Origin of the sequence: Citrobacter sp. CK185 (genome assembly GCF_030333565.1) — a bacterium.
GTDB lineage: Bacteria > Pseudomonadota > Gammaproteobacteria > Enterobacterales > Enterobacteriaceae > Citrobacter_B > Citrobacter_B koseri.
In genome coordinates this window covers 185584-208406 of record NZ_JAOWFR010000015.1, presented here as the reverse complement: position 1 = coordinate 208406, position 22823 = coordinate 185584, and the positions used below count along the sequence as shown (strand labels likewise).

17 protein-coding genes are annotated in these 22823 nt (G+C 55.4%); 9 read left to right on the top strand and 8 right to left on the bottom strand.

Translation table 11 applies throughout. The features are described 5' to 3' along the window. Window positions 1-26 precede the first annotated feature (26 nt). Window positions 27-431: an OsmC family protein gene (locus OGV79_RS03200; RefSeq protein ID WP_012135462.1), complete on the bottom strand. Its 405-nt coding sequence runs from the start codon at window positions 429-431 to the stop codon at window positions 27-29. A 307-nt stretch (window positions 432-738) separates the two neighbouring features. Here OGV79_RS03200 and crp point away from each other — a divergent pair, with 307 nt between their 5' ends. Both crp and OGV79_RS03190 read left to right on the top strand, forming a co-directional pair. Further along, window positions 739-1371 (top strand): cAMP-activated global transcriptional regulator CRP, encoded by a 633-nt coding sequence (gene crp / locus OGV79_RS03195; protein ID WP_000242758.1) that lies wholly within the window; start codon window positions 739-741, stop codon window positions 1369-1371. Window positions 1372-1422: 51 nt separating this feature from the next. Then, window positions 1423-3510: a YccS/YhfK family putative transporter gene (locus tag OGV79_RS03190; protein WP_115625982.1), complete on the top strand. Its 2088-nt coding sequence runs from the start codon at window positions 1423-1425 to the stop codon at window positions 3508-3510. Between the two features lie 105 nt (window positions 3511-3615). Here the strand turns inward: OGV79_RS03190 and argD are convergent, their stop codons facing one another. From argD to ppiA, 5 genes are all read right to left on the bottom strand, one after another. Then, window positions 3616-4833: a bifunctional acetylornithine/succinyldiaminopimelate transaminase gene (gene argD, locus OGV79_RS03185; protein ID WP_012135466.1), complete on the bottom strand. Its 1218-nt coding sequence runs from the start codon at window positions 4831-4833 to the stop codon at window positions 3616-3618. Between the two features lie 73 nt (window positions 4834-4906). Next, entirely contained in the window at window positions 4907-5470 is a 564-nt protein-coding gene (gene pabA, locus OGV79_RS03180; protein WP_012135468.1) for an aminodeoxychorismate synthase component 2, read from the bottom strand. 31 nt (window positions 5471-5501) lie between these two features. Then, window positions 5502-6104, bottom strand: coding sequence for a putative adenosine monophosphate-protein transferase Fic (locus OGV79_RS03175; RefSeq protein ID WP_286467314.1), 603 nt, complete (start codon window positions 6102-6104; stop codon window positions 5502-5504). Continuing rightward, entirely contained in the window at window positions 6094-6261 is a 168-nt protein-coding gene (ficA, locus tag OGV79_RS03170; protein ID WP_012135470.1) for a FicA/YhfG family antitoxin, read from the bottom strand. Before ficA ends, OGV79_RS03175 begins: the two co-directional genes overlap by 11 nt. 106 nt (window positions 6262-6367) lie before the next feature. After that, window positions 6368-6940, bottom strand: coding sequence for a peptidylprolyl isomerase A (ppiA, locus tag OGV79_RS03165; RefSeq protein WP_012135471.1), 573 nt, complete (start codon window positions 6938-6940; stop codon window positions 6368-6370). 280 nt (window positions 6941-7220) lie between these two features. Between ppiA and tsgA the strand changes: the two genes are divergently transcribed. The 7 genes from tsgA to OGV79_RS03130 all read left to right on the top strand — a co-directional run bounded on the left by tsgA (window position 7221) and on the right by OGV79_RS03130 (window position 20254). After that, on the top strand, window positions 7221-8402 hold the full coding sequence (gene tsgA / locus OGV79_RS03160) for an MFS transporter TsgA (protein WP_101744209.1): 1182 nt from the start codon (window positions 7221-7223) through the stop codon (window positions 8400-8402). A 374-nt stretch (window positions 8403-8776) separates the two neighbouring features. After that, window positions 8777-11320 carry an NADPH-nitrite reductase large subunit gene (nirB, locus tag OGV79_RS03155; RefSeq protein ID WP_058668184.1) on the top strand — a complete coding sequence of 848 codons (2544 nt, stop codon included), beginning with the start codon at window positions 8777-8779 and terminating at the stop codon, window positions 11318-11320. Continuing rightward, on the top strand, window positions 11317-11643 hold the full coding sequence (gene nirD / locus OGV79_RS03150) for a nitrite reductase small subunit NirD (protein WP_012135476.1): 327 nt from the start codon (window positions 11317-11319) through the stop codon (window positions 11641-11643). The genes nirB and nirD overlap by 4 nt, the downstream gene beginning before the upstream one ends. Window positions 11644-11823: 180 nt before the next feature. Then, window positions 11824-12633 (top strand): nitrite transporter NirC, encoded by an 810-nt coding sequence (gene nirC / locus OGV79_RS03145; protein ID WP_286467309.1) that lies wholly within the window; start codon window positions 11824-11826, stop codon window positions 12631-12633. A gap of 11 nt (window positions 12634-12644) precedes the next feature. Next, window positions 12645-14018 (top strand): siroheme synthase CysG, encoded by a 1374-nt coding sequence (gene cysG, locus OGV79_RS03140; RefSeq protein WP_286467301.1) that lies wholly within the window; start codon window positions 12645-12647, stop codon window positions 14016-14018. A 327-nt stretch (window positions 14019-14345) separates the two neighbouring features. Beyond that, window positions 14346-19874 carry a pectate lyase-fold domain-containing protein gene (locus tag OGV79_RS03135; protein ID WP_286467380.1) on the top strand — a complete coding sequence of 1843 codons (5529 nt, stop codon included), beginning with the start codon at window positions 14346-14348 and terminating at the stop codon, window positions 19872-19874. A gap of 209 nt (window positions 19875-20083) precedes the next feature. After that, window positions 20084-20254 carry a YhfL family protein gene (locus tag OGV79_RS03130; RefSeq protein ID WP_012135480.1) on the top strand — a complete coding sequence of 57 codons (171 nt, stop codon included), beginning with the start codon at window positions 20084-20086 and terminating at the stop codon, window positions 20252-20254. A gap of 159 nt (window positions 20255-20413) precedes the next feature. Here the strand turns inward: OGV79_RS03130 and OGV79_RS03125 are convergent, their stop codons facing one another. Further along, window positions 20414-21496 carry an aminotransferase class I/II-fold pyridoxal phosphate-dependent enzyme gene (locus tag OGV79_RS03125; protein WP_286467296.1) on the bottom strand — a complete coding sequence of 361 codons (1083 nt, stop codon included), beginning with the start codon at window positions 21494-21496 and terminating at the stop codon, window positions 20414-20416. Window positions 21497-21508: 12 nt separating this feature from the next. Continuing rightward, window positions 21509-22813 carry a YhfT family protein gene (locus tag OGV79_RS03120; RefSeq protein ID WP_134768989.1) on the bottom strand — a complete coding sequence of 435 codons (1305 nt, stop codon included), beginning with the start codon at window positions 22811-22813 and terminating at the stop codon, window positions 21509-21511. Window positions 22814-22823: the final 10 nt, after the last annotated feature.

The following is a 22823-nucleotide window of genomic DNA, read 5'->3' as shown; positions in this document are numbered from 1 at the left end:
AGCGTAGCGCCATCAGGCAACCGGCATCACGCCGCAATCACTTCATACGAATGGGTAATATTCACCGCTTTTTCCAGCATCAGCGCCACTGAGCAATATTTCTCAGCCGAAAGATCGACCGCCCGCGCAACCGCCGCGTCTTTCAGGTCATTGCCGGTCACAATGAAATGCAGATTGATATGCGTAAACAGGCGCGGCGCTTCTTCACGACGTTCGGACGTCAGCTTCACTTCGCAGTTCGTCACATCCTGACGCCCTTTCTGCAAAATAGAAACCACGTCGATTGCGCTACAACCGCCTGCGGCCATCAGCACCATTTCCATCGGGCTTGGCGCTTTATCACCGGAGTTGCCATCCATTAAAACCTGGTGGCCGGAGGCAGACTCTCCCAGAAAGGTTAACCCTTCAACCCACTTTACACGCGCTTGCATATTCGGAACTCCAATGTGTCAATTTTCCTGACAGATTACGCGCACGTAACAAATCTCGCAACGGAAGGCGACCTGCGTCATGCTGAAGCGAGACACCAGGAGACACACGGCGAAAGCTATGCTAAAACAGTCGGGATGCTACAGTAATACATTGACGTACTGCATGTATGCAGAGGACATCACATTCAGGCTGCAGTACATTTTCGACAGCCCCCTTCCCAGGAATTCGGGAAACCTATTTTTGCAAACCCAGAGGCAGTGTCGTGTTCTGGCTCTGGAGACAGCTTATAACAGAGGATAACCGCGCATGGTGCTTGGCAAACCGCAAACAGACCCGACTCTCGAATGGTTCTTGTCTCATTGCCACATTCATAAGTACCCATCGAAGAGCACGCTGATTCACCAGGGTGAAAAAGCGGAAACGTTGTACTACATCGTTAAAGGCTCAGTGGCAGTGTTGATCAAAGATGAAGAAGGGAAAGAAATGATCCTTTCTTATCTGAATCAGGGCGATTTTATTGGCGAACTGGGCCTGTTTGAAGAAGGTCAGGAACGCAGTGCCTGGGTACGTGCCAAAACGGCCTGTGAAGTCGCTGAAATTTCTTACAAGAAATTCCGTCAGTTGATCCAGGTAAACCCGGATATTCTGATGCGCCTGTCTTCCCAGATGGCTCGCCGTCTGCAAGTGACATCTGAGAAAGTCGGTAACCTCGCCTTCCTCGACGTAACGGGCCGTATCGCTCAGACCCTGCTGAACCTGGCGAAACAACCTGACGCAATGACTCACCCGGATGGCATGCAGATCAAAATCACCCGTCAGGAGATCGGCCAGATCGTTGGCTGCTCCCGTGAAACCGTGGGGCGTATTCTGAAAATGCTCGAAGATCAGAATCTGATCTCCGCTCACGGTAAGACCATCGTCGTCTACGGCACACGTTAATCCCGTCGGAATGGCGCATTACCGGGTAATGCGCCATTTTTGTTTGCACCGATGTGGCGAAGACTGATTTACCATCCTGAGATCAACTACGCACTACGGCAAACGCTGGTGCTGTGCCTGCCTGTGGCTATCGGCCTGATCATCGGCCAGTTGCACCTGGGACTGCTGTTCTCGCTCGTTCCCGCCTGCTGCAACATTGCCGGTCTTGATACCCCGCATAAACGCTTTTTCAAACGCTTAATCATCGGCGGATCGCTGTTTGCCGGATGCAGCCTGATTACACAACTACTGCTGGCGCGCGACATCCCCCTGCCGCTGATCCTCACCGGGCTGACGCTGCTGCTCGGCGTCACGGCGGAAATCAGCCCGCTGCATGCAAGACTGCTGCCCGCTTCACTGATTGCCGCCATTTTCACGCTAAGCCTGGCGGGGAACATGCCGGTCTGGGAGCCGCTGCTCATCTACGCGCTCGGCACGCTATGGTATGGGCTGTTTAACTGGTTCTGGTTCTGGCTGTGGCGCGAACAGCCGCTGCGCGAGTCGCTCAGCCTGCTGTATCGCGAGCTGGCCGACTATTGCGAGGCCAAATACAGCCTGCTCACGCAGCATATCGATCCAGAAAAAGCGCTGCCGCCTCTGCTGGTGCGCCAGCAGAAAGCGGTGGATCTCATTACCCAGTGTTACCAGCAGATGCACATGCTGTCGGCCCAGCACAATAATGACTACAAGCGCCTGCTGCGCGCCTTCCAGGAAGCGCTGGACTTACAGGAGCATATCTCCGTCAGTTTGCATCAGCCAGAGGAGGTTCAGAAGCTGGTGGAGCGCAGTCACGCGGAACAGGTTATTCGCTGGAATGCGCAAACCGTCGCCGCCCGCCTGCGCATCATCGCGGATGATATTCTGTATCACCGTCTGCCCAGCCGTTTTTCGATGGAGAAGCAGACTGGCGCGCTGGGAAAAATCGCCAATCAGCACCCGGAAAACCCTGTCGGGCAGTTTTGCTACTGGCACTTTAGCCGTATTGCCCGCGTATTACGCACTCAGCGTCCGCTGTACGCACGCGACCTGATGGCTGATAAACAGCGTCGCCTGCCGCTGCTGCCCGCGCTGAAAAGCTATTTATCGTTTAAATCGCCCGCGCTGCGCAACGCCGGGCGAATCAGCGTTATGTTAAGTATCGCCAGTCTGATGGGCAGCGCCTTACATCTGCCCAAGCCGTACTGGATTCTGATGACCATCCTGTTCGTCACGCAAAACGGCTACGGCGCGACGCGCGTGCGCATTCTGCACCGTTCGGCGGGTACGCTGGCCGGTCTGGTGGTGGCGGGCGTCACGTTGCACTTTCGCATTCCTGAAGGCTACACGCTGGCATTAATGCTGATCATTACGCTGGTGAGCTATCTGACCATTCGCAAAAACTACGGCTGGGCGACGGTTGGCTTTACGGTGACGGCGGTCTATACCCTGCAACTGCTGACGCTCAACGGCGAACAGTTCATCGTGCCGCGATTTATTGATACGGTCATTGGTTGCCTGATTGCTTTTGGCGGGATGGTCTGGCTCTGGCCGCAGTGGCAAAGCGGCCTTTTGCGTAAGAATGCCCACGACGCGCTGGAAGCGGACCAGGAGGCCATTCGGCTGATCCTCAGCAACGACCCGCAGCCAACGCCGCTGGCGTATCAGCGAATGCGGGTGAACCAGGCGCACAATACGCTGTTTAACTCGCTGAATCAGGCGATGCAGGAACCGGGGTTTAACACGCACTATCTGGAAGATATGAAACTGTGGGTAACGCACAGTCAGTTTATCGTTGAGCACGTCAACGCCATGACCACGCTGGCGCGCGAGCATACGATGCTGACGCCGGATCTGGCGCAGCGCTACCTGGAATCCTGCGAAATTGCGCTCCAGCGCTGTCAGCAGCGGCTGGAGTATGACGCGCCGGGCGGTTCCGGGGATGTAAATATTCTGGAGTCATCGGAGATGCTCTCCCACGGGCCGCTCAGCACGCTGGAACAGCATCTGCAACGCGTGCTGGGGCACCTGAATACCATGCACACCATTTCGTCAGTGGCATGGCGCCAGCGCCCGCATCACGGCATCTGGCTTAGTCGCCGGTTACGGGATATGAAGGGTTGACGTTGTTTGCTGTTTGTTGTTTGCCGGATGGCGCTACGCTTATCCGGCAAACAAATCGCATTTTCTCCGTAGGCCGGATAAGGCGCTTGCGCCGCCATCCGGCAATCAGCCAGCCACTTTCGCCACCGCCTGCGCAAAACGCTGCATCCCTTCGTCAATATCCGCCTCTTCCACCACCAGCGACGGAGCAAAGCGCATGACATCCGGCCCGGCATTCAGCACCATAACGCCTTCATGCGCGCCAGCGTAAAGGAAATCCCGCGCCCGGCCTTTATACTGCGGCTTCAGTTCCGCGCCAATCAGCAGCCCCATGCCGCGAATATCGCTGAAAATGTCATACTGCTCGTCAATCTTCTGCAAATGCTGAACAAACCGCTCGCGTTTAGTCTGAACGCCGCTCAGCACGTCAGACGTATTGATGATATCGAACGCGGCTCCGGCAACGGCGCAGGCCAACGGGTTGCCGCCGTAGGTGGAACCGTGCGACCCAACGTGGAACGCGGACGCAATCTCCTGCGTGGTCAGCATAGCGCTGACCGGGAAGCCGCCGCCCAGCGCTTTCGCACTGGTAAGAATATCCGGCGTCACGCCGTAGTGCATATAGGCGAACAGATCGCCGGTGCGCCCCATACCGCACTGAACTTCATCAAACACCAGCAGCGCCTGATGCCGATCGCACAGCTCGCGCAGGCCTTGCAGAAACGCTGGCGTTGCGGCGGTGACGCCGCCTTCTCCCTGGATCGGCTCCACCACCACCGCGCAGGTATGGTCATCCATCACCGCTTTCACCGCGTGCAGATCGTTGAAAGGAACATGGATGATATCCGCCGGTTTAGGGCCAAATCCGTCGGAATACTTCGGCTGACCACCAACGGAAACGGTAAACAGCGAGCGGCCATGAAAGGCGTTATGGAAGGCGATGATTTTGGTTTTAAACGGGCTATGACGCACGCAGGCATAGTGGCGCGCCAGTTTGAAGGCGGTTTCGTTGGCTTCGGTGCCGGAGTTCATAAACAGCACGCGCTCGGCGAAGGTCGCGTCGATAAGCTTACGCCCCAGACGCAGCGCAGGTTCGTTAGTAAAAACGTTGCTGGTGTGCCACAGCGTTTCACCCTGCGTTTTCAGCGCCTCCACCAGCGCCGGATGGCAATGCCCTAAGGCGGTAACTGCAATCCCACCCGCGAAATCAACGTACTCTTTACCCTGCTGATCCCAGACCCGGCTGCCCTTGCCTTTTACCGGAATAAACTCTGCCGGTGCATAAATCGGCAGGATAACTTCATCGAAAGTCGCGCGCGTAATTGCAGTTTGTTCAGTTGCCATCTTATGCCCATCCAGCTAAATGAAATTTCAGTCATAAAATATGCATAAAAAATCACTATATAGCAACCACAAATCAGCGCGACAGGAAATTAGCCAGCAGTTGATGTCCCTGCTCGCTCAGAATACTTTCCGGGTGGAACTGCACCCCTTCCAGATCCCACTCCCGGTGGCGAATCCCCATTATTTCCTGCGTGTCGCTCCAGGCCGTAACGTCAAAGCAGGCGGGAAGCGTTGCAGGATCGATCACCAGCGAGTGATAGCGCGTGACGGTGAGCGGGTTCGATAGCCCCTGAAAAACGCCCTGGCCGTTATGGGTGACGGGAGAGGTTTTACCGTGCATCACTTTGGCCGCCCGCACGATCGTCGCACCAAAGGCCTGCGCCATCGCCTGGTGTCCAAGACAGACGCCGAGCATGGGAAGGCGCCCGGCATAATGGCGGATTACTGCCAGGGAGATGCCCGCGTCATCCGGCGTACAGGGCCCCGGCGAGATCACGATTTTTTGCGGATTCAGCGCGTCAATTTGCGCCAGCGTCAACGCGTCATTTCGCCTGACCAGGACATCAGCGCCCAGTTCGCAGAAATACTGATAAAGGTTCCAGGTAAACGAATCATAGTTGTCGATCAGCAGAATCATGGCGGCTCCGGTACGTAAGAACCGCGCTATTCTACTCAGTTTCCTGGGCTTCGCTTACCCCTTTACGAAATATTGCCTGTAATCCCGACAGGTCGCCCATTGCGCCGCTCTGGTTCGCCTGGCTCCATTCGGCCGCCTGAATGCCGCTCCAGCTCAGGATATAACCGGCGTGGAGCGCCAGTTGCTCAAAGAAGATGCGCTGCGCCAGTCCGCTGCCGATGCGAAAAGGATGCAGCACATTAATTTCACAGTAGTAGTGCGCCAGACGATCGGCGAATTTCTCTTTCGTCAGCCCGACCAGATACCCCTCTTCTTCCAGATCCTGCATCAGGGCGTTGCCCTCTTTTTCGATGTAGGCAAAATGGCAAAAACGGGTATCTCCCTGATATATATCGACCTCGCGCAGTTGTCCGGCCCAGTCAAAAACATCCTGATACAGCTGACGATGAATGGCGCGCAGGTGGGGCAGTCCGCGCACCAGGGGGCCAGCTTCAATCGTCGCGGCACGCAGTGCGGTCAGTTCATACGCCGCCTGCTCCAGACGCTGAACCTGCCGGATGCCTAAGCGGTTACGCATGATGTTCAGGCCGGGATACAGATAGGGGTCGCGTCCATCACCAAACTTATCGCTCATAGTGCCTCCTTAATTCTGCCAGGCGCACCAGTGCTTCTTCGGCGGTCAGGGTAACTAACGGGATGTCCACCCCTTCCAGACGTCGACTCTCCTGGAAATTGATATTTCGTCGTTGTTCCCAGAGGCGAGACTTTTGTTTATCGGTGAGTTTTTTCACGAGACCTCCCTGAATGTGCCTGCACTTGCCACAAGTATAAGCAGCAAATTCAGGTTACGCAGAGGTCAGGAATCGCGCGGGCATTGCTGGCCCGCGCAGAATGCCATTACGGCAGGACTTTGGCGGAAAGGATAACTATCGGTTTTGAAGGAACATTTTGGTAAGGGCCGACATCGTGCGTCTGCACCTGGGAGATTTTGTCAGCGACATCCATCCCTTTCACAACTTTACCAAATACGGCGTAGCCAAAATCGCGCTGGCCGTGATCCAGGAAGGCGTTGTCGGCAACGTTGATAAAGAACTGGCTGGTTGCGCTGTCTTTATCTGCGGTACGCGCCATCGCAATGGTGCCACGGGTGTTGCGCAGCCCGTTGTCCGCTTCGTTTTTGATCGGCGGGTTAGGTTTCTTTTGCTGCATCTGCTCGTTAAAACCGCCGCCCTGCACCATAAAGCCGGGGATCACACGGTGGAACGTGGTGTTGTTATAGAAACCGCTGTTGACATAATCGACAAAGTTTTGCACTGAAACTGGCGCTTTCTGGCTATTCAGTTCCAGTTCAATATTTCCGGCGGAGGTCGTCAGCAGAACATGTGGGTCACCTTTCGCTGCCAACGCTACAGGAGAGAGAGCAGAAAGAGCGAGAACAGCTGCAACAGCCGCCAGAGTCGATTTGAGCATGAGATTTCCTTAACGAGAGCAGTAACAAAAGCAAGTAGATTGATTCTAAAGAGCCTTCAAGGAGCAGGCCAGCCCTTTACCTAATTTTACGTATCTGAAACAAATGTAACCTTACGATTTTGTTGTGCTTTTCGGCATATTAATGTGACCGCCGTCACGTTAAAAAATGTAACGCTTACAGTAATTGCTAATAAACATTTAAATACATCACTAAAACGCCTAAAATCTGCCCGCTCACGGCGCTGTCAACGCGCTTTACACCTCTATACACAGGCCAGTCATGACTAACAGCAATCGCATCAAGCTCACATGGATTAGCTTTCTCTCCTACGCCCTGACAGGCGCGTTGGTAATTGTCACCGGGATGGTGATGGGAAACATTGCAGAGTATTTCAACCTGCCCGTTTCCAGTATGAGTAACACATTCACCTTTCTTAACGCCGGTATCCTGATCTCTATTTTCCTGAATGCCTGGCTGATGGAAATTATCCCGCTGAAAACGCAGCTGCGTTTTGGCTTTGTGTTGATGGTGCTGGCCGTGGCCGGGCTGATGCTCAGCCATAGCCTGGCGCTTTTCTCTGCGGCAATGTTTGTACTGGGTCTGGTGAGCGGTATCACCATGTCGATCGGTACTTTCCTGATCACCCAGATGTATGAAGGCCGTCAGCGTGGTTCTCGCCTGCTGTTCACCGACTCCTTCTTCAGTATGGCCGGGATGATCTTCCCGATGGTCGCCGCTTACCTGCTGGCGCGCAGCATTGAGTGGTACTGGGTATACGCCTGCATCGGTCTGGTCTACGTGGCGATTTTCATCCTGACCTTCGGCTGCGAATTTCCGGCGCTGGGTAAACACGCGCAGAAAACGGAAACGCCGGTGGTAAAAGAGAAATGGGGCATTGGCGTTCTGTTCCTGTCCATCGCCGCGCTGTGCTACATCCTCGGTCAGTTAGGTTTCATCTCCTGGGTGCCGGAATACGCCAAAGGCCTGGGCATGAGCCTGAACGACGCCGGTACGCTGGTCAGCGATTTCTGGATGTCGTACATGTTCGGCATGTGGGCCTTCAGCTTCATTCTGCGCTTCTTTGATCTGCAACGTATCCTGACGGTACTGGCGGGTCTGGCGGCGGTGCTGATGTACCTGTTCATTAAGGCCCAGCCGGAGCATATGGCGTGGTTTATTCTGACGCTCGGCTTCTTCTCCAGCGCCATTTACACCTCAATCATTACGCTGGGTTCGCAGCAAACCAAAGTGCCGTCGCCGAAGCTGGTTAACTTTGTGCTGACCTGCGGCACCATTGGCACCATGCTGACCTTCGTGGTGACAGGCCCGATCGTGGCGCACAGCGGCCCGCAGGCCGCGTTGCTCACCGCAAACGGTCTGTATGCCGTGGTGTTTGTGATGTGCTTTATCCTCGGGTTTGTTACCCGTCATCGCCAGCATAACGTGCCAGCAGCGCACTGATGATGATTGCCGGATAAGGCTGGTGATTTGCCCGGTGGCGCAAGCTTACCGGGCCTACGCATGACTTGTAGGCCGGATAAGGCGTCAGCCGCCATCCGGCTTTTTAACCCTGCTTTTTCGCGCAATTTCCCCCTCCTCCTGACGGCGTAGACCTCGCATTCTTTAGAGGTAGACCTTCTTACGCTAATAACCCCTCATTTTGTATGTTATTTGCACAACAACGAAATGTCTGACAATTCCGTGACTTATAAAAACGCTGACAAATCAGCAATATACCTCTTAAGGAGTATATAAGGCCGAATTTGATTTACATCAATAAGCGGGGTTGCTGAATCGTTAAGGTAGGCAGTAATAGAAAAGAAATCGAGGCAAAAATGAGCAAAGTCAGACTCGCTATTATCGGTAATGGTATGGTCGGCCATCGCTTTATTGAGGACCTTCTTGATAAATCCGACGCTGCCAATTTTGACATTACCGTGTTCTGTGAAGAACCCCGCAAAGCATACGACCGTGTCCACCTGTCTTCCTACTTCTCCCACCACACCGCTGAAGAGCTGTCTCTGGTGCGTGAAGGCTTTTATGAGAAGCACGGCGTTAACGTTCTGGTCGGCGAACGCGCTATTACGATCAACCGTCAGGAGAAGGTCATCCACTCCAGCGCGGGTCGTACGGTTTATTACGATAAACTGATCATGGCGACCGGCTCCTACCCGTGGATCCCGCCAATTAAAGGTTCCGAAACCCAGGACTGCTTTGTTTACCGTACCATTGAAGATCTCAACGCCATTGAAGCCTGCGCCCGTCGCAGCAAACGCGGCGCGGTGGTCGGCGGCGGCCTGCTGGGTCTGGAAGCCGCTGGCGCGCTGAAAAACTTAGGCGTCGAAACCCACGTTATCGAATTTGCCCCCATGCTGATGGCAGAACAGCTGGATCAGATGGGCGGCGAGCAGCTACGCCGTAAAATCGAAAGCATGGGCGTACGCGTACACACCAGCAAAAACACCAAAGAGATCGTTCAGGAAGGCACCGAAGCGCGTAAAACCATGCGTTTTGCCGACGGTAGCGAGCTGGAAGTCGATTTCATCGTTTTCTCTACCGGTATCCGCCCGCGTGACAAACTGGCCACCCAGTGCGGCCTGGACGTCGCTCAGCGCGGCGGTATCGTGATTAACGACGCCTGCCAGACGTCTGACCCGGATATCTACGCGATTGGCGAATGCGCCAGCTGGAACAACCGCGTGTACGGTCTGGTCGCGCCTGGCTACAAAATGGCGCAGGTTGCCGTTGACCACATCCTCGAAACCGAAAACGTGTTTGAAGGCGCAGACCTCAGCGCCAAGCTGAAGCTGCTGGGCGTGGACGTCGGCGGCATTGGCGATGCGCATGGCCGCACGCCGGGCGCGCGTAGCTACGTTTACCTCGACGAAAGCAAAGAGGTCTACAAACGCCTCATCGTCAGCGAAGACAACAAAACCCTGCTCGGCGCGGTACTGGTGGGCGATACCAGCGATTACGGCAACCTGCTGCAACTGGTGCTGAACGCGATTGAACTGCCGGAAAACCCGGACTCGCTGATCCTGCCGGCACATTCTGGCAGCGGTAAGCCTTCCATTGGCGTTGATAAACTGCCGGACAGCGCGCAAATCTGTTCCTGCTTTGACGTCACCAAAGGGATGCTGGTCGCCGCCATCAACAAAGGCTGCCACACCGTTGCGGCGCTGAAAGCGGAAACCAAAGCCGGTACTGGCTGCGGCGGCTGTATTCCGCTGGTTACTCAGGTTCTGAACGCCGAACTGGCGAAACAGGGTATTGAAGTAAACAACAACCTGTGTGAGCACTTTGCGTACTCGCGCCAGGAACTGTTCCACCTCATCCGCGTGGAAGGCATTAAAACCTTTGAAGAACTGCTGGCGAAACACGGTAAAGGCTACGGCTGCGAAGTGTGTAAACCGACCGTCGGTTCTCTGCTGGCCTCCTGCTGGAATGAATACATTCTGAAGCCGCAGCACACCCCGCTACAGGATACCAACGACAACTTCCTGGCGAACATCCAGAAAGATGGCACCTACTCCGTGATCCCGCGTTCTGCGGGCGGCGAAATCACGCCGGAAGGTCTGGTGGCCGTAGGTCGCATCGCGCGTGAGTTTAACCTGTACACCAAAATTACCGGTTCTCAGCGTATTGGTCTGTTCGGCGCGCAGAAAGACGATCTGCCGGAAATCTGGCGTCAGTTGATTGAAGCGGGCTTCGAAACCGGTCACGCGTATGCCAAAGCGCTGCGTATGGCGAAAACCTGCGTGGGCAGCACCTGGTGCCGCTACGGCGTGGGCGACAGCGTCGGCTTCGGCGTCGAGCTGGAAAACCGCTACAAAGGCATCCGTACCCCGCACAAAATGAAATTTGGCGTCTCCGGCTGTACCCGTGAATGTGCGGAAGCCCAGGGTAAAGACGTGGGGATTATCGCCACGGAAAAAGGCTGGAACCTGTACGTCTGCGGTAACGGCGGGATGAAACCGCGTCATGCAGACCTGCTGGCGGCGGATATCGACCGCGAAACGCTGGTTAAATACCTCGACCGCTTCATGATGTTCTACATCCGTACCGCCGACAAACTGACCCGTACCGCACCGTGGTTAGATAACCTGGAAGGCGGTATCGACTACCTGAAGTCGGTCATCATCGACGACAAACTGGGCCTGAACGCACATCTGGAAGAAGAGATGACCCGCCTGCGTGAAGCGGTGGTGTGCGAGTGGACAGAGACCGTGAATACACCGTCTGCGCAGGTTCGTTTCAGACACTTTATCAACAGCGATAAGCGCGACCCGAATGTTCAGGTGGTGCCTGAGCGTGAACAGCATCGTCCGGCAACGCCGTACGAGCGCATTCCGGTAACTCTGGTGGAGGAAAACGCATGAGCCAGTGGAAAAACATCTGCAAAATCGATGACATTCTGCCGGAAACCGGCGTCTGCGCGCTGTTAGGCGAAAAGCAGGTCGCCATTTTCCGTCCATATCACAGCGACCAGGTGTTCGCGATCAGCAATATCGACCCGTTTTTTGAGTCCAGCGTGCTGTCACGCGGGTTGATTGCCGAGCATCAGGGCGAACTGTGGGTTGCCAGCCCGCTGAAAAAACAGCGTTTCCGTCTGAGCGACGGTCTGTGCATGGAAGATGAAAGCCATTCCGTCGCGCACTACGAAGCTCGCGTGAAAGACGGCGTGGTGCAACTGCGCGGTTAATGAATTTGGGGAGGCGCAACGCCTCCCTTTTTGACGTCTTTGTAGGCCTGATTTGTAGGCCTGATAAGCGTAGCGCCATCAGGCAAACACACCGCCGGATGGCGGCATAAATGCCTTATCCGGCCTACGGTTTTACGATTTCTTTTTTAATTTTATTGTTTTTACTTCAAGGATAATCAAATGTTTACAGACACTATTAACAAGTGTGCGGCTAACGCTGCGCGCATTGCACGCCTGTCGGCAAATAATCCGCTCGGTTTCTGGGTGAGTTCCGCAATGGCCGGCGCCTACGTCGGTCTCGGCATCATTCTTATTTTTACCCTCGGCAATCTGCTTGCCCCTTCCGTTCGCCCGCTGGTGATGGGCGCCACCTTCGGCATCGCCTTAACGCTGGTGATCATCGCCGGTTCTGAACTCTTTACCGGCCACACCATGTTCCTGACGCTCGGCGTAAAAGCGGGCACCATCAGCCACGGTCAGATGTGGGCGATTCTGCCGCAAACCTGGCTGGGCAACCTGGTGGGCTCCGTGTTCGTCGCGCTGCTGTATAGCTGGGGCGGCGGCAGTCTGCTGCCGGTCGATACCAGCATCGTTCACACGATTGCGCTAGCGAAAACCACCGCGCCCGCCACGGTACTGTTCTTTAAAGGCGCGCTGTGCAACTGGCTGGTTTGCCTGGCGATCTGGATGGCGATTCGTACCGAAGGCGCGGCGAAATTCCTCGCTATCTGGTGGTGTCTGCTGGCGTTCATCGCGTCCGGCTACGAGCACTCCGTCGCCAACATGACGCTGTTCGCCCTCTCCTGGTTCGGCCATCACGGTGACGCCTACACGCTGGCGGGAATTGGTCATAACCTGCTGTGGGTGACTCTCGGCAATACTTTGTCCGGTGTCGTATTCATGGGATTAGGTTATTGGTATGCTACGCCAAAAGCGGAGCGTCCGGCTCCGGCAAAAATCAATCAAACTGAAGCTACTGCCAATAATTAAGAGGTAATGTCGTGGACCATTTGCCTATATTTTGTCAATTACGCGATCGTGACTGTCTGCTCGTCGGCGGTGGCGATGTCGCAGAACGCAAAGCGCGGTTACTGCTGGAAGCAGGCGCTCGATTAACGGTCAACGCGCTGGCGTTTATTCCGCAGTTCACCGTATGGGCAAATGAAGGCATGTTGACGTTGGTTGAAGGGGCATTCGAAGAATCCCTGCTCGACGGATGCTGGCTGGCAATCGCCGCGACCGATGATGACGCCGTGAACCAGCAGGTGAGCGAAGCCGCTGAATCACGCCGCATTTTCTGCAACGTGGTCGATGCGCCAAAAGCCGCCAGTTTCATCATGCCCTCCATTATCGACCGCTCGCCGCTGATGGTGGCGGTCTCCTCCGGCGGCACCTCGCCCGTTCTTGCACGCTTGCTGCGCGAGAAACTGGAGTCCTTGCTGCCCCAGCACCTCGGTCAGGTCGCGCATTACGCCGGTCAGCTCCGCGCGCGGGTGAAAAAGCAGTTCGCCACAATGAGCGAGCGCCGTCGCTTCTGGGAAAAACTGTTCATCAACGACAGGCTCGCGCAGTCGCTGGCGAATGCCGATGCGAAAGCGGTGTCGGAGATCACCGAGCAGATGCTTAGCGAACCGCTGGATCACCGTGGTGAAGTAGTGCTGGTGGGCGCGGGCCCTGGCGACGCCGGGCTGCTGACGCTGAAAGGGTTACAACAGATCCAACAGGCGGATGTGGTGGTGTATGACCGCCTGGTCTCCGACGACATTATGAATCTGGTACGCCGCGACGCTGACCGCGTGTTCGTTGGCAAACGCGCGGGCTATCACTGCGTTCCGCAGGAAGAGATTAACCAGATCCTGCTGCGAGAAGCGCAGAAAGGCAAACGCGTGGTGCGTCTGAAAGGCGGCGATCCGTTTATCTTCGGTCGCGGCGGCGAAGAGCTGGAAACGCTGTGCCACGCCGGTATTCCGTTCTCGGTTGTTCCCGGTATTACCGCGGCCTCCGGGTGCTCGGCTTATTCCGGCGTTCCGCTGACTCACCGCGACTACGCGCAAAGCGTGCGTCTGGTCACCGGGCACCTGAAAACGGGCGGCGAGCTGGACTGGGAAAACCTGGCGGCGGAGAAACAAACGCTGGTGTTCTATATGGGGCTGAATCAGGCGTCGACCATTCAGGAGAAGCTGATCGCGTTTGGTATGCAGGCCGATATGCCTGTGGCGCTGGTTGAAAACGGTACAGCCGTCAAGCAGCGCGTGGTCAGCGGCATTCTTGCGCAATTAGGCGAGCTGGCGAAGCAGGTCGAAAGCCCGGCGCTGATTATTGTCGGTCGGGTGGTCGCGTTACGCGATAAGCTAAACTGGTTCTCAAACCATTAATAAATATAGATGCCCTATATCAGGGCATCTTTTTTTTAACACTTTAACGATCATTCATTCTTACATTACACTTTAAATAAGCTAAATCCATTCATTGCGTAAATACAAAAAAGAATAACGCCATAAAATACCGCACAAAATATCCATTATCTCTTTTTTATTCGCTAAATAAATTCACCACACAAATATCAGCAGAATAAAGGCTGGATTGACGCCCCCTGGGTAGTCAGTGGCAAAATAACGCCATTCATTAATTTTGCAAATAAAGGTTGTCTGTCAGGGCCGCCTTATATTTCTTATTTTATTTACAGGATGGCAACTATGTTTATGCAAAGGAAAAAACTCCTTGCAGTGGGTATTGCGATTGCACTGCAAACATATTACTGCCCGGCAATTGCGGCAGAGAATACAGAAGATGAGAAAGAATGTCCGGTAAATATTTCGTCGTTATCTCAGGCGGAGCGCAATAAGTTACCGGCGAAATGTCTGACGGCAGAAGCCGGGCAGGATAACCATTGGGCATGGGTCGCCAGCGGCGTAGCGGCTCTGGCGGCGGGCATCGCCATTGGCAATCACAGCGACGGCGACTCTCACCACCATTCAACAACGCCAGTCCCGCCAGACGACGGGGGCGATGTTACCCCAACGCCGCCGGATGACGGCGGAGATGTCACCCCAACGCCTCCCGATGATGGCGGCGACGTCACACCACCCGATGATGGCGGTGATACACCAGTACCGCCTGACGACACGTCCGTGACGACCTTCAGCAATCAGGTGACGCTGGATAAAGGCACAGACACCCTGCACTTCGACGACATCAAGCTGGATAACGGCGAGCACCTCGGAGAAGCCACACTCAGTTATTCCGAACAAGACGCGCAGTGGCAGTTAACCACCCAGGACGGCAAAACGCTGGCGATTTCCGGCTGGAACGTTACCGACAGCAACGCGGCCGTGATTGAAGGCGCTCAGGCCAACGGCTTTTACTGGAAGTACGACAGTCGGGGCTATCTGATCCTCGCGGATAACAATACTCAGGTTGTCACCGGAGACGGCAAGACGCACACCACCGATCGCGAACTGGATATCAGCGGGAAAAATCGTACCGGCGTCATTATCTCGGGCGATAACACCCGTAATACGCTGAACGGGGATTCCACCGTGACCAATGGCGCAGTTGGCCTGGTTATTAGCGGCGACGGCACCACTAACGCTATCTCAGGCAAAAGTACGGTAGATGGCGCTACCGGGGCGTTAATTTCCGGCAATGGCACCTCGACCTCGCTCTCCGGCGATATCACCATCAGCGGCGGCGGTACGGGCATCGTTATCGATGGTGATAACACCCTCATTGATAATGCGGGGACTTCCAGCATTAGCGGCGCAGGTTCTACCGGTTCCATCATTAACGGCAATAACATTCGCCTCATCAACGAAGGGGAATTAAACGTTTCTGACGGCGGCACCGGGGCCAAAATCACCGGTGACGATGCTATCGTCGATAACAAAGGCCATTCGACAACCCGCGGTGCCGGCTCTACGGGGCTATATATTGAGGGTGATCATGCGCTGGTGATTAATGAAGGTAATCAGCTCATCGCCGATGGCGCGACGGGCGTGCGCATTGATGGCGACAACGCCCGCGTACTCAATACCGGTAATATGGCCGTCGACGGCGCTGGCTCAACAATCGCCACCATTACGGGCAATAACGCTGACATGACGCAGAATGGCGACCTGCTGGTTATGAATGGCGCGACGGGCCTGACCATCAACGGCGAAGAAAGCGAACTCATAAACAGCGGCACCACCACCGTGCGTAACGACGACTCAGTGGGCTTCGTTGTTGCCGGTACACAAAACACCTTCAACAACAAAGGTAATATCAACACCAGCCTTAACGGTACGGGAACGCTGATCAGCGGTACTGAATCGCAGGTCAGTCTGACGGGCGATATTAACGTGACTGCGGCTCAGGACAGCAGCGGCGTATTTCGTGGGGCAACCGGTCTTAACGTCTCTGGCGACACGAATACAACAACCATTCTGGGTAATGTGAACATCGAGGCTGGTTACGCGCAAGACGCTCAAATTAAAAGCGATGAGCAGTTACAAGGCATTACCGTTAACGGCAATCAAAATACGGTCAATCTGGATGGCGCGATGAATATCCATCTTGACAGTTCTGATGTCAGCTCTGGGTATGCGAGCGTTACCGGCCTCAATATCAGCGGCAGCGGTAACGCCGTGAATGTCGCCGGTGGTATAAACATCGACTTTTCCCAAAACGAAGCGTCTATTGGCTCTGAAGCTATCGGTATCAACATTGATGGTGACAACACGTTAACGCTAAGCGGTAAATCTACCGTGGATATGACCACTATCACAGGTGGCCAGGCCACGCTGGCAAACGTTAATAATGGCGGCTCCCTGCTCATTACCGATGACGCCACGATTGAAGTGAACGCCGACTATCTGAACTTAAATTACTCCACCGGAAGTAATGCCCTGCTGTCAGCTCATGGCCAGGGCTCGACGATTGAAAATCAGGGCGATATTACCACCCACGGAACAGTCAACGTTCTCCTTGCCAATAAGGGAGCGGAAGCGAGCAACAGCGGCAATATTCTCATCTACGGAAGCAGTGGCGATACGGGAGATGATCGTTCTGCCATCACCCGTGCAAATGGCGAAGATACGGTCGTACACAACAAAGCAGGGGCCGATATCACCCTCTTTTCTAACCAAACGCCAGAGTTCATTAACGGTATCAATATCTACCCGGAAAGATGGTATACCCACACGCTTTACGCCATGCTGGCGACCCAGGGCGGCAGCGTCGTTAATGATAAAGGAGCGACCGTCCATTTACAGGGCGCGGGAGCATATGGCGTCAGTGCCAGTGTAGGGACGGCGTTAAACGAAGGCGATATTTATCTGGACGGTTTTATCCCGACGCTGGACGATGAAAACAATATCATCAGCACAGACTACTGGCAGCCGACATACCTCTATTTGACCAGCTCGGCAATGGTTGCCGGTTCCTCAGACATCGGCTACGGTGACGCCACGGCCATCAACACCGGCACCATCACCGTCAACAACGCCGGGTTCGGTATGATGGCGCTCAGCGGCGGCACGGCCGTTAACCAGGGTACTATTACGCTGACCGCTGATGAAGGTGTGACCGGCGAGGAAAACCAACTGGTGGGGATGGCCGCATTAAACGGCGGCACCGTCGTGAACGACACCACCGGCACCATCAATATTGATGCCGACTACGGTCAGGCGTTCCTTAGCGACAGCAACAGCTACATCATCAATAACGGCGCCATCAACCTGAACGGCAGCCCGATGGACGAAAACGACCCACATATGGGTTCCATGCCAACCGACAAAATCTGGATACGGTCGCTGCCCGGCAGCGGCGACAGCGATAGCCAAACGTCAGAAGCGGGCTTTTTCACCACCGGAGCGCTGGCGAATTACGGCAATGAAACGCTGAACGGCGATCTCGATGTTAGCGGCTGGCTGTACAACGAAGCAGGCGCCACGCTGACCGTCAACGGCGATATGGCGATTAATAACGCTGGCAATATGGAAAACCACGGGACGATGCATGCCGATACGATCACAACGTATCACAGCCTGTTCAACCGCGCAGACGGCAGCCTGACCACTGACCTCCTGACGCTTAATGGCGATATCACCCTGTTCAACGAGGGCAGCTTTACCGGCTCAATTGCAGGAACCTCTTACGCCCAGGAAGTCGTCAATACCGGCAATATGACGGTGGCGGAAGATGGCAAATCGCTCATCAACGGCAGCTTTGCGTTTTATAACCAGGAAGGCGCAACGCTTACCAACAGCGGCAGCGCGGTAGAAGGCGGCGAAAACACCATCATCAACATGACGCGTACCAGCAGTTCCATCGCTCAGGTGAACAGCGGCACCATTACCGCCACCAACGGTTACAGCGCCATCACCACCGCGAATGCCAGCAACTCCCCGATGTGGATCTGGAACACGGAAACCGGCGTGATTAATGGTATTAACCCGGACGCCCCCCTGATCAACCTCAGCCGTGGCTATAGCTTTGGCAACGAAGGGACCATTAACGTCCAGGGCGACAATGCCGTGGCGATCAGCGGCGGCACCAGCAGTTATATCATCGACCTGGTCAACAGCGGCACCATCAACGTCGGCACCGAACAGGGGCAAATAGACGGAACCAACGGCACCGGACTTATCGGCATCAAAGGCAACGGCAACGCCACCACCATCAACAACACCGCCGATGGCGTGATCAACGTGTACGCGAATGACTCTTACGCGTTTGGCGGCCAGAGCAAAACCATCATCAATAATGGCGAAGTGAATCTGCTGTGCGACACCGGCTGCGGCATCTACGCCCCTGGCACTACGGGTACGCAGGACGATCACAACGGTACGGCGGATATCGTGATCCCGGATGCGATTGTCGCGCCGACGCAGGGTGATATTCCAGCGCCTCCGGCCGATCCGAACGCGCCGCAGATGTTAAGCAACTACATTGTGGGCACCAATGCCGACGGCAGTTCCGGTACGCTGAAAGCGAATAACCTGATGATTGGCGACGACGTGAAGGTGAATACCGGCTTTACCGCAGGTACGGCAGAGACCACCGTCGTGGTCGATAACGCCTTTACCGGCAGTAATATCCAGGGCGCGGACAATATCACCTCCACCAGCGTGGTGTGGAACGCCCAGGGCAGCACCGACGGCGACGGTAACGTTGACATCACCATGACCAAAAACGCCTATGCGGATGTGGCGACGGAGAGTTCCGTCAGCGACGTCGCACAGGCGCTGGACGCCGGGTATACCAACAATGAGCTGTACAACAGCCTGAACGTTGGCACGACCGCAGAGCTGAACAACGCCCTGAAGCAGGTCAGCGGCAGCCAGGCGAACACCGTCTTTCGCGAAGCCCGCGTACTCAGCAATCGCTTTACGATGCTGGCGGACGCCGCGCCGCAGGTGAAAGACGGTCTGGCGTTCAACGTGATGGCGAAAGGCGATCCGCGTGCCGAACTGGGTAACGACACCCAGTACGACATGCTGGCGCTGCGCCAGACGCTGGATCTGACCGCCAGCCAGAACCTGACGCTGGAATACGGTATTGCGCGTCTGGACGGCGACGGTTCGCAGAAAGCGGGCGACAACGGCGTGACCGGCGGCTACAGCCAGTTCTTCGGCCTGAAACACAGCATGACCTTTAATGAGGGTCTGGCCTGGAACAACAGCCTGCGTTATGACGTGCATAACCTCGACAGCAGCCGCTCTGTCGCCTATGGCGACGTCAATAAAGTGGCGGATTCCGACGCCCGTCAGCAGTACATGGAATTCCGCAGCGAAGGGGCAAAAACCTTTAACCTGATGGACGATGCGCTGAAAATCACGCCGTATGCGGGCGTTAAGCTGCGTCATACACTGGAAGAAGGTTACAAAGAGCGCAGCGCCGGAGACTTCAACCTGTCGATGAACAGCGGTAGCGAAACGGCCGTAGATTCCGTGCTTGGCCTGAAAATGGACTATGCCGGGGAAAACGGCTGGAGCGCAAGCGCCACGCTGGAAGGCGGCCCGAACCTGAGCTACACGAAAAGCCAGCGTAGCGCCACGCTGGCGGGTGCAAGCGACCAGCGCTTTAGCGTTGACGACGGCCAGAAAGGCGGCGGTCTGAACGGTCTGGCAACGATGGGCGTGAAGTACAGCGCCCAGGACAGCAGTCTGCATCTCGACGCTTATCAGTGGAAAGAGGATGGCATCAGCGATAAAGGCTTTATGCTGAACTTTAAGAAAACATTCCGTTAATTAAATAAACACTACGGCCTGGAGAATATACATCCTCTCCAGGCCGTTTTTTATTATGCTGAATCTACGCAAAGCATATTACCCGCAGAATAAGAAGTCCTTATCTGGACTACCTCACTCCCTTATTAATTGATATGGTAACGTCCGCAAAATGGATTTTTCCATTTATCTCATACAATTAAAATTGTTTTATTTACAAGGATTTTGTCATGTTTAAAATTGCAAAGATTGCCGTTGTGGCAGGGATGCTGGCTACGCTCACCGCGTGTACGGGTCATATCGAAAACAAAAAGAATGATTGCAGTTACGATTATTTACTTCACCCGGCAATTTCTATTTCAAAAATTATTGGTGGTTGCGGCCCGGCCGCGGATCAATAATCGAAACCGTTGTCGCACGATACAAAAAAACCGGGGATTCCCCGGTTTTTTCATGTGTATCATTGTAGGCCTGATAAGCGCAGCGCCATCAGGCTTTCGTGCACACATACACGCCGGATGGCGGCGTAAACGCCTTATCCGGCCTACGGTGCTGTGCCATCAGGCACACAGGCTTTCCCGCAAAATACGTAACACCGTTTCTTCGCCGCTGCGGTTGGGATTAATACGAATCGCATAACGCGCCAGACCCGGACGGGCCGCACGAAACGTACCGGAAAGGCGATAAAACAATGGCGGGATTTCATACTTGGACTCCGCGCCCACCGGGTAAGGCAACGCCCCGCGCTTTTGCGCCTCCTCCAGCACCTTTTCGGCAACGGGCTGGTGGAACTCCACAATCAACACTTTCGATTGCGCATTCGCAATCACCGCCTGCTTCACTTCCGGCACGGCTCCACTGTTTAACAAGGCGAGTAAACGTTCCGTCACCCCTGCCTGCACAGCGTGCATCACTGGCGCGAAAACCAGGCCACGAAGCACCGCCTGCGCCTGCGCACCCTGAATCTGGCTGCCGCCGGAATACATCGTCGCACGTATTCTGGCGATGGCTTCCGCCTCCCCCACCACCGCGCCGGTGCCTTCAGGCCCGAAGAGTTTAAAACAGGAAAACGTGGACAGCGTGGCCCCACATTCACAGCCAATACGCGCCACTTTCATCACCGCATAATTATCGTCGGTCAGCGTGGGGACGCCGCATCGCGCAAGCTCCACCAGCACCCCGGCCAGAGAATAGCAATCCTGCGGTTGCTGACGCGTATGTTGCACCAGCGCCGCATGGGGCCGATGCTCTGCGATAACCTGCGTTATTGTCGCCAGATCGTTGAAATCCGCTCTGACAAGCACAATCCCCATCTGCTCGACGATCCCCTGCGTTGTGGGATAAACCGGCGCATCATGCACCAGAAGGCGTTGCCCCGGTTTCAGCAGCGCGGCCAGCCCGGCCCGAATCGCGCCGGTTCCCGCGCCCTGCACCAGCACCGCGTCCTCAGCATGAAACGCCTCCGCCAGCACCTTTTCCACTTGTCGGGTGGTTCCCGGCTGGTTAAGCCCCGGACTTAACCCCAGATCGCCACCCTTTAAAAAATCCGCGCCCGGAAAATAACGACACACCGTGTCCACCAGCGCAAACTGCTTCTGCTGCGCCTCGGCGAGCGTCAGGCTTTGCAGGGGGAAGGTTTTCATTTAGACGCCTCCTCAGGCCGGAATAAACAAACCGAACCAGTAGAGAATATTCAACAAGATACCGGTAATCATCACGGCCACGACCGGCGCGGCCATCTTCTGCACCGGGCGCCCCAGCGACTCGTTGAGGAAGTAGATAGCAATCGCAATCGAGAAGCCGGTATAACCCGCCATCTTGATCGCCGCAAAAATAGAGCCGATCAGTAGCGCGGTTTCCATCAGCATATTCATCGCGTTACGGATATTGTCCGACGCATTGCGCACCGACGGGTAGCGTCCAAGCCACTTCCCAATTGAGCGCAACAGCAGCACTTCCGCAGAAATCACGACCGCCCCCAGGATGGCGGCAATCCACGGATTCGGCGCCAGATAGCCCACGGAATACACAAAGGTAAAACCGGCCACCGCATACACGCCCGTCGCCAGCGCCGTTGTGGCGATCATCGGCACGAAGCCGAGCCCGCGCATGAACTCCGCCAGCGCCGCCTGATGAAGCAAGGTCTGCGACTCTTCAGGCGTAACGCCAGCAGAATAGGCTTTCTCAAGGGTAAAGATCGACACCTCGCTGCCGGCAAAAATATTCATACTGGCGACCGCCGCAATCAACGCGCCGACGATCGCGATATACGGTAAGTTTTTAATAATGCGGGAGGTGCGCTCCTCAAAGACGGATAACCCACTGGTATCCATGTCCTCATCGCCACGGTGGCGCAGGTCGTGCGTAATCGCAATCGCCAGCAGCATCACCATGCCGATAAAAATCTCAATCGATTCCGGGTTCAGATGCGGGAAGTAACGCACCACCAGGACACGCGCCATCAGCACCACAACCGCAGCGATAAGACTGTGTTTCCAGCCGAATTGATAAAAAATCGCCACCAGCGGGAACAGCGCAAAACCGGCGACAACCGGGGAACTCAGCTCGCCAAGGCTCCCCAGCACGTCAACCGGCAAGGCGGTAAGCAGATGGTTTACCGGCAGCAGACAGGTCAGAATCAGCACGCCCCAGGCGGCGCCAAGCCCAAACGCCAACAGGCTATTGATCGCCAGTACGCCAAGAATATCGGTAGGTAAAAACAGCAGCCAGGCGTTAAGCAGCCCCGTTTTGAGGGTAAATGAGATCCCCACCGACGCCACAAAACCGATACTCAAACCAAACGCGATACTCCCCGCCTCCCGGCGGTTCATATAGCCTTCGATCAGCTGCGGTAAGATCGGGCGAATCCCGTCATGGAAAACGGCGGCTGAGCGGTGCGCCAGTAGCGACGTCATCCCCGTCAGGCAGGCCACCACCAGAATCTGAATATACAGCTCCATAAGCATGCCT

Bases quoted from the DNA above. Each gene is read 5' to 3' on its own strand.
- OGV79_RS03130 (WP_012135480.1), top strand. From the start codon at position 20,084: ATGTTTAAAATTGCAAAGATTGCCGTTGTGGCAGGGATGCTGGCTACG.
- OGV79_RS03175 (WP_286467314.1), bottom strand. From the start codon at position 6,104: ATGAGCGATAAGTTTGGTGATGGACGCGACCCCTATCTGTATCCCGGC.
- nirC (WP_286467309.1), top strand. From the start codon at position 11,824: ATGTTTACAGACACTATTAACAAGTGTGCGGCTAACGCTGCGCGCATT.
- ppiA (WP_012135471.1), bottom strand. From the start codon at position 6,940: ATGCTCAAATCGACTCTGGCGGCTGTTGCAGCTGTTCTCGCTCTTTCT.
- argD (WP_012135466.1), bottom strand. From the start codon at position 4,833: ATGGCAACTGAACAAACTGCAATTACGCGCGCGACTTTCGATGAAGTT.
- OGV79_RS03200 (WP_012135462.1), bottom strand. From the start codon at position 431: ATGCAAGCGCGTGTAAAGTGGGTTGAAGGGTTAACCTTTCTGGGAGAG.
- OGV79_RS03190 (WP_115625982.1), top strand. From the start codon at position 1,423: ATGTGGCGAAGACTGATTTACCATCCTGAGATCAACTACGCACTACGG.
- OGV79_RS03120 (WP_134768989.1), bottom strand. From the start codon at position 22,813: ATGGAGCTGTATATTCAGATTCTGGTGGTGGCCTGCCTGACGGGGATG.
- nirD (WP_012135476.1), top strand. From the start codon at position 11,317: ATGAGCCAGTGGAAAAACATCTGCAAAATCGATGACATTCTGCCGGAA.
- OGV79_RS03125 (WP_286467296.1), bottom strand. From the start codon at position 21,496: ATGAAAACCTTCCCCCTGCAAAGCCTGACGCTCGCCGAGGCGCAGCAG.
- OGV79_RS03135 (WP_286467380.1), top strand. From the start codon at position 14,346: ATGCAAAGGAAAAAACTCCTTGCAGTGGGTATTGCGATTGCACTGCAA.
- nirB (WP_058668184.1), top strand. From the start codon at position 8,777: ATGAGCAAAGTCAGACTCGCTATTATCGGTAATGGTATGGTCGGCCAT.
- tsgA (WP_101744209.1), top strand. From the start codon at position 7,221: ATGACTAACAGCAATCGCATCAAGCTCACATGGATTAGCTTTCTCTCC.
- crp (WP_000242758.1), top strand. From the start codon at position 739: ATGGTGCTTGGCAAACCGCAAACAGACCCGACTCTCGAATGGTTCTTG.
- pabA (WP_012135468.1), bottom strand. From the start codon at position 5,470: ATGATTCTGCTGATCGACAACTATGATTCGTTTACCTGGAACCTTTAT.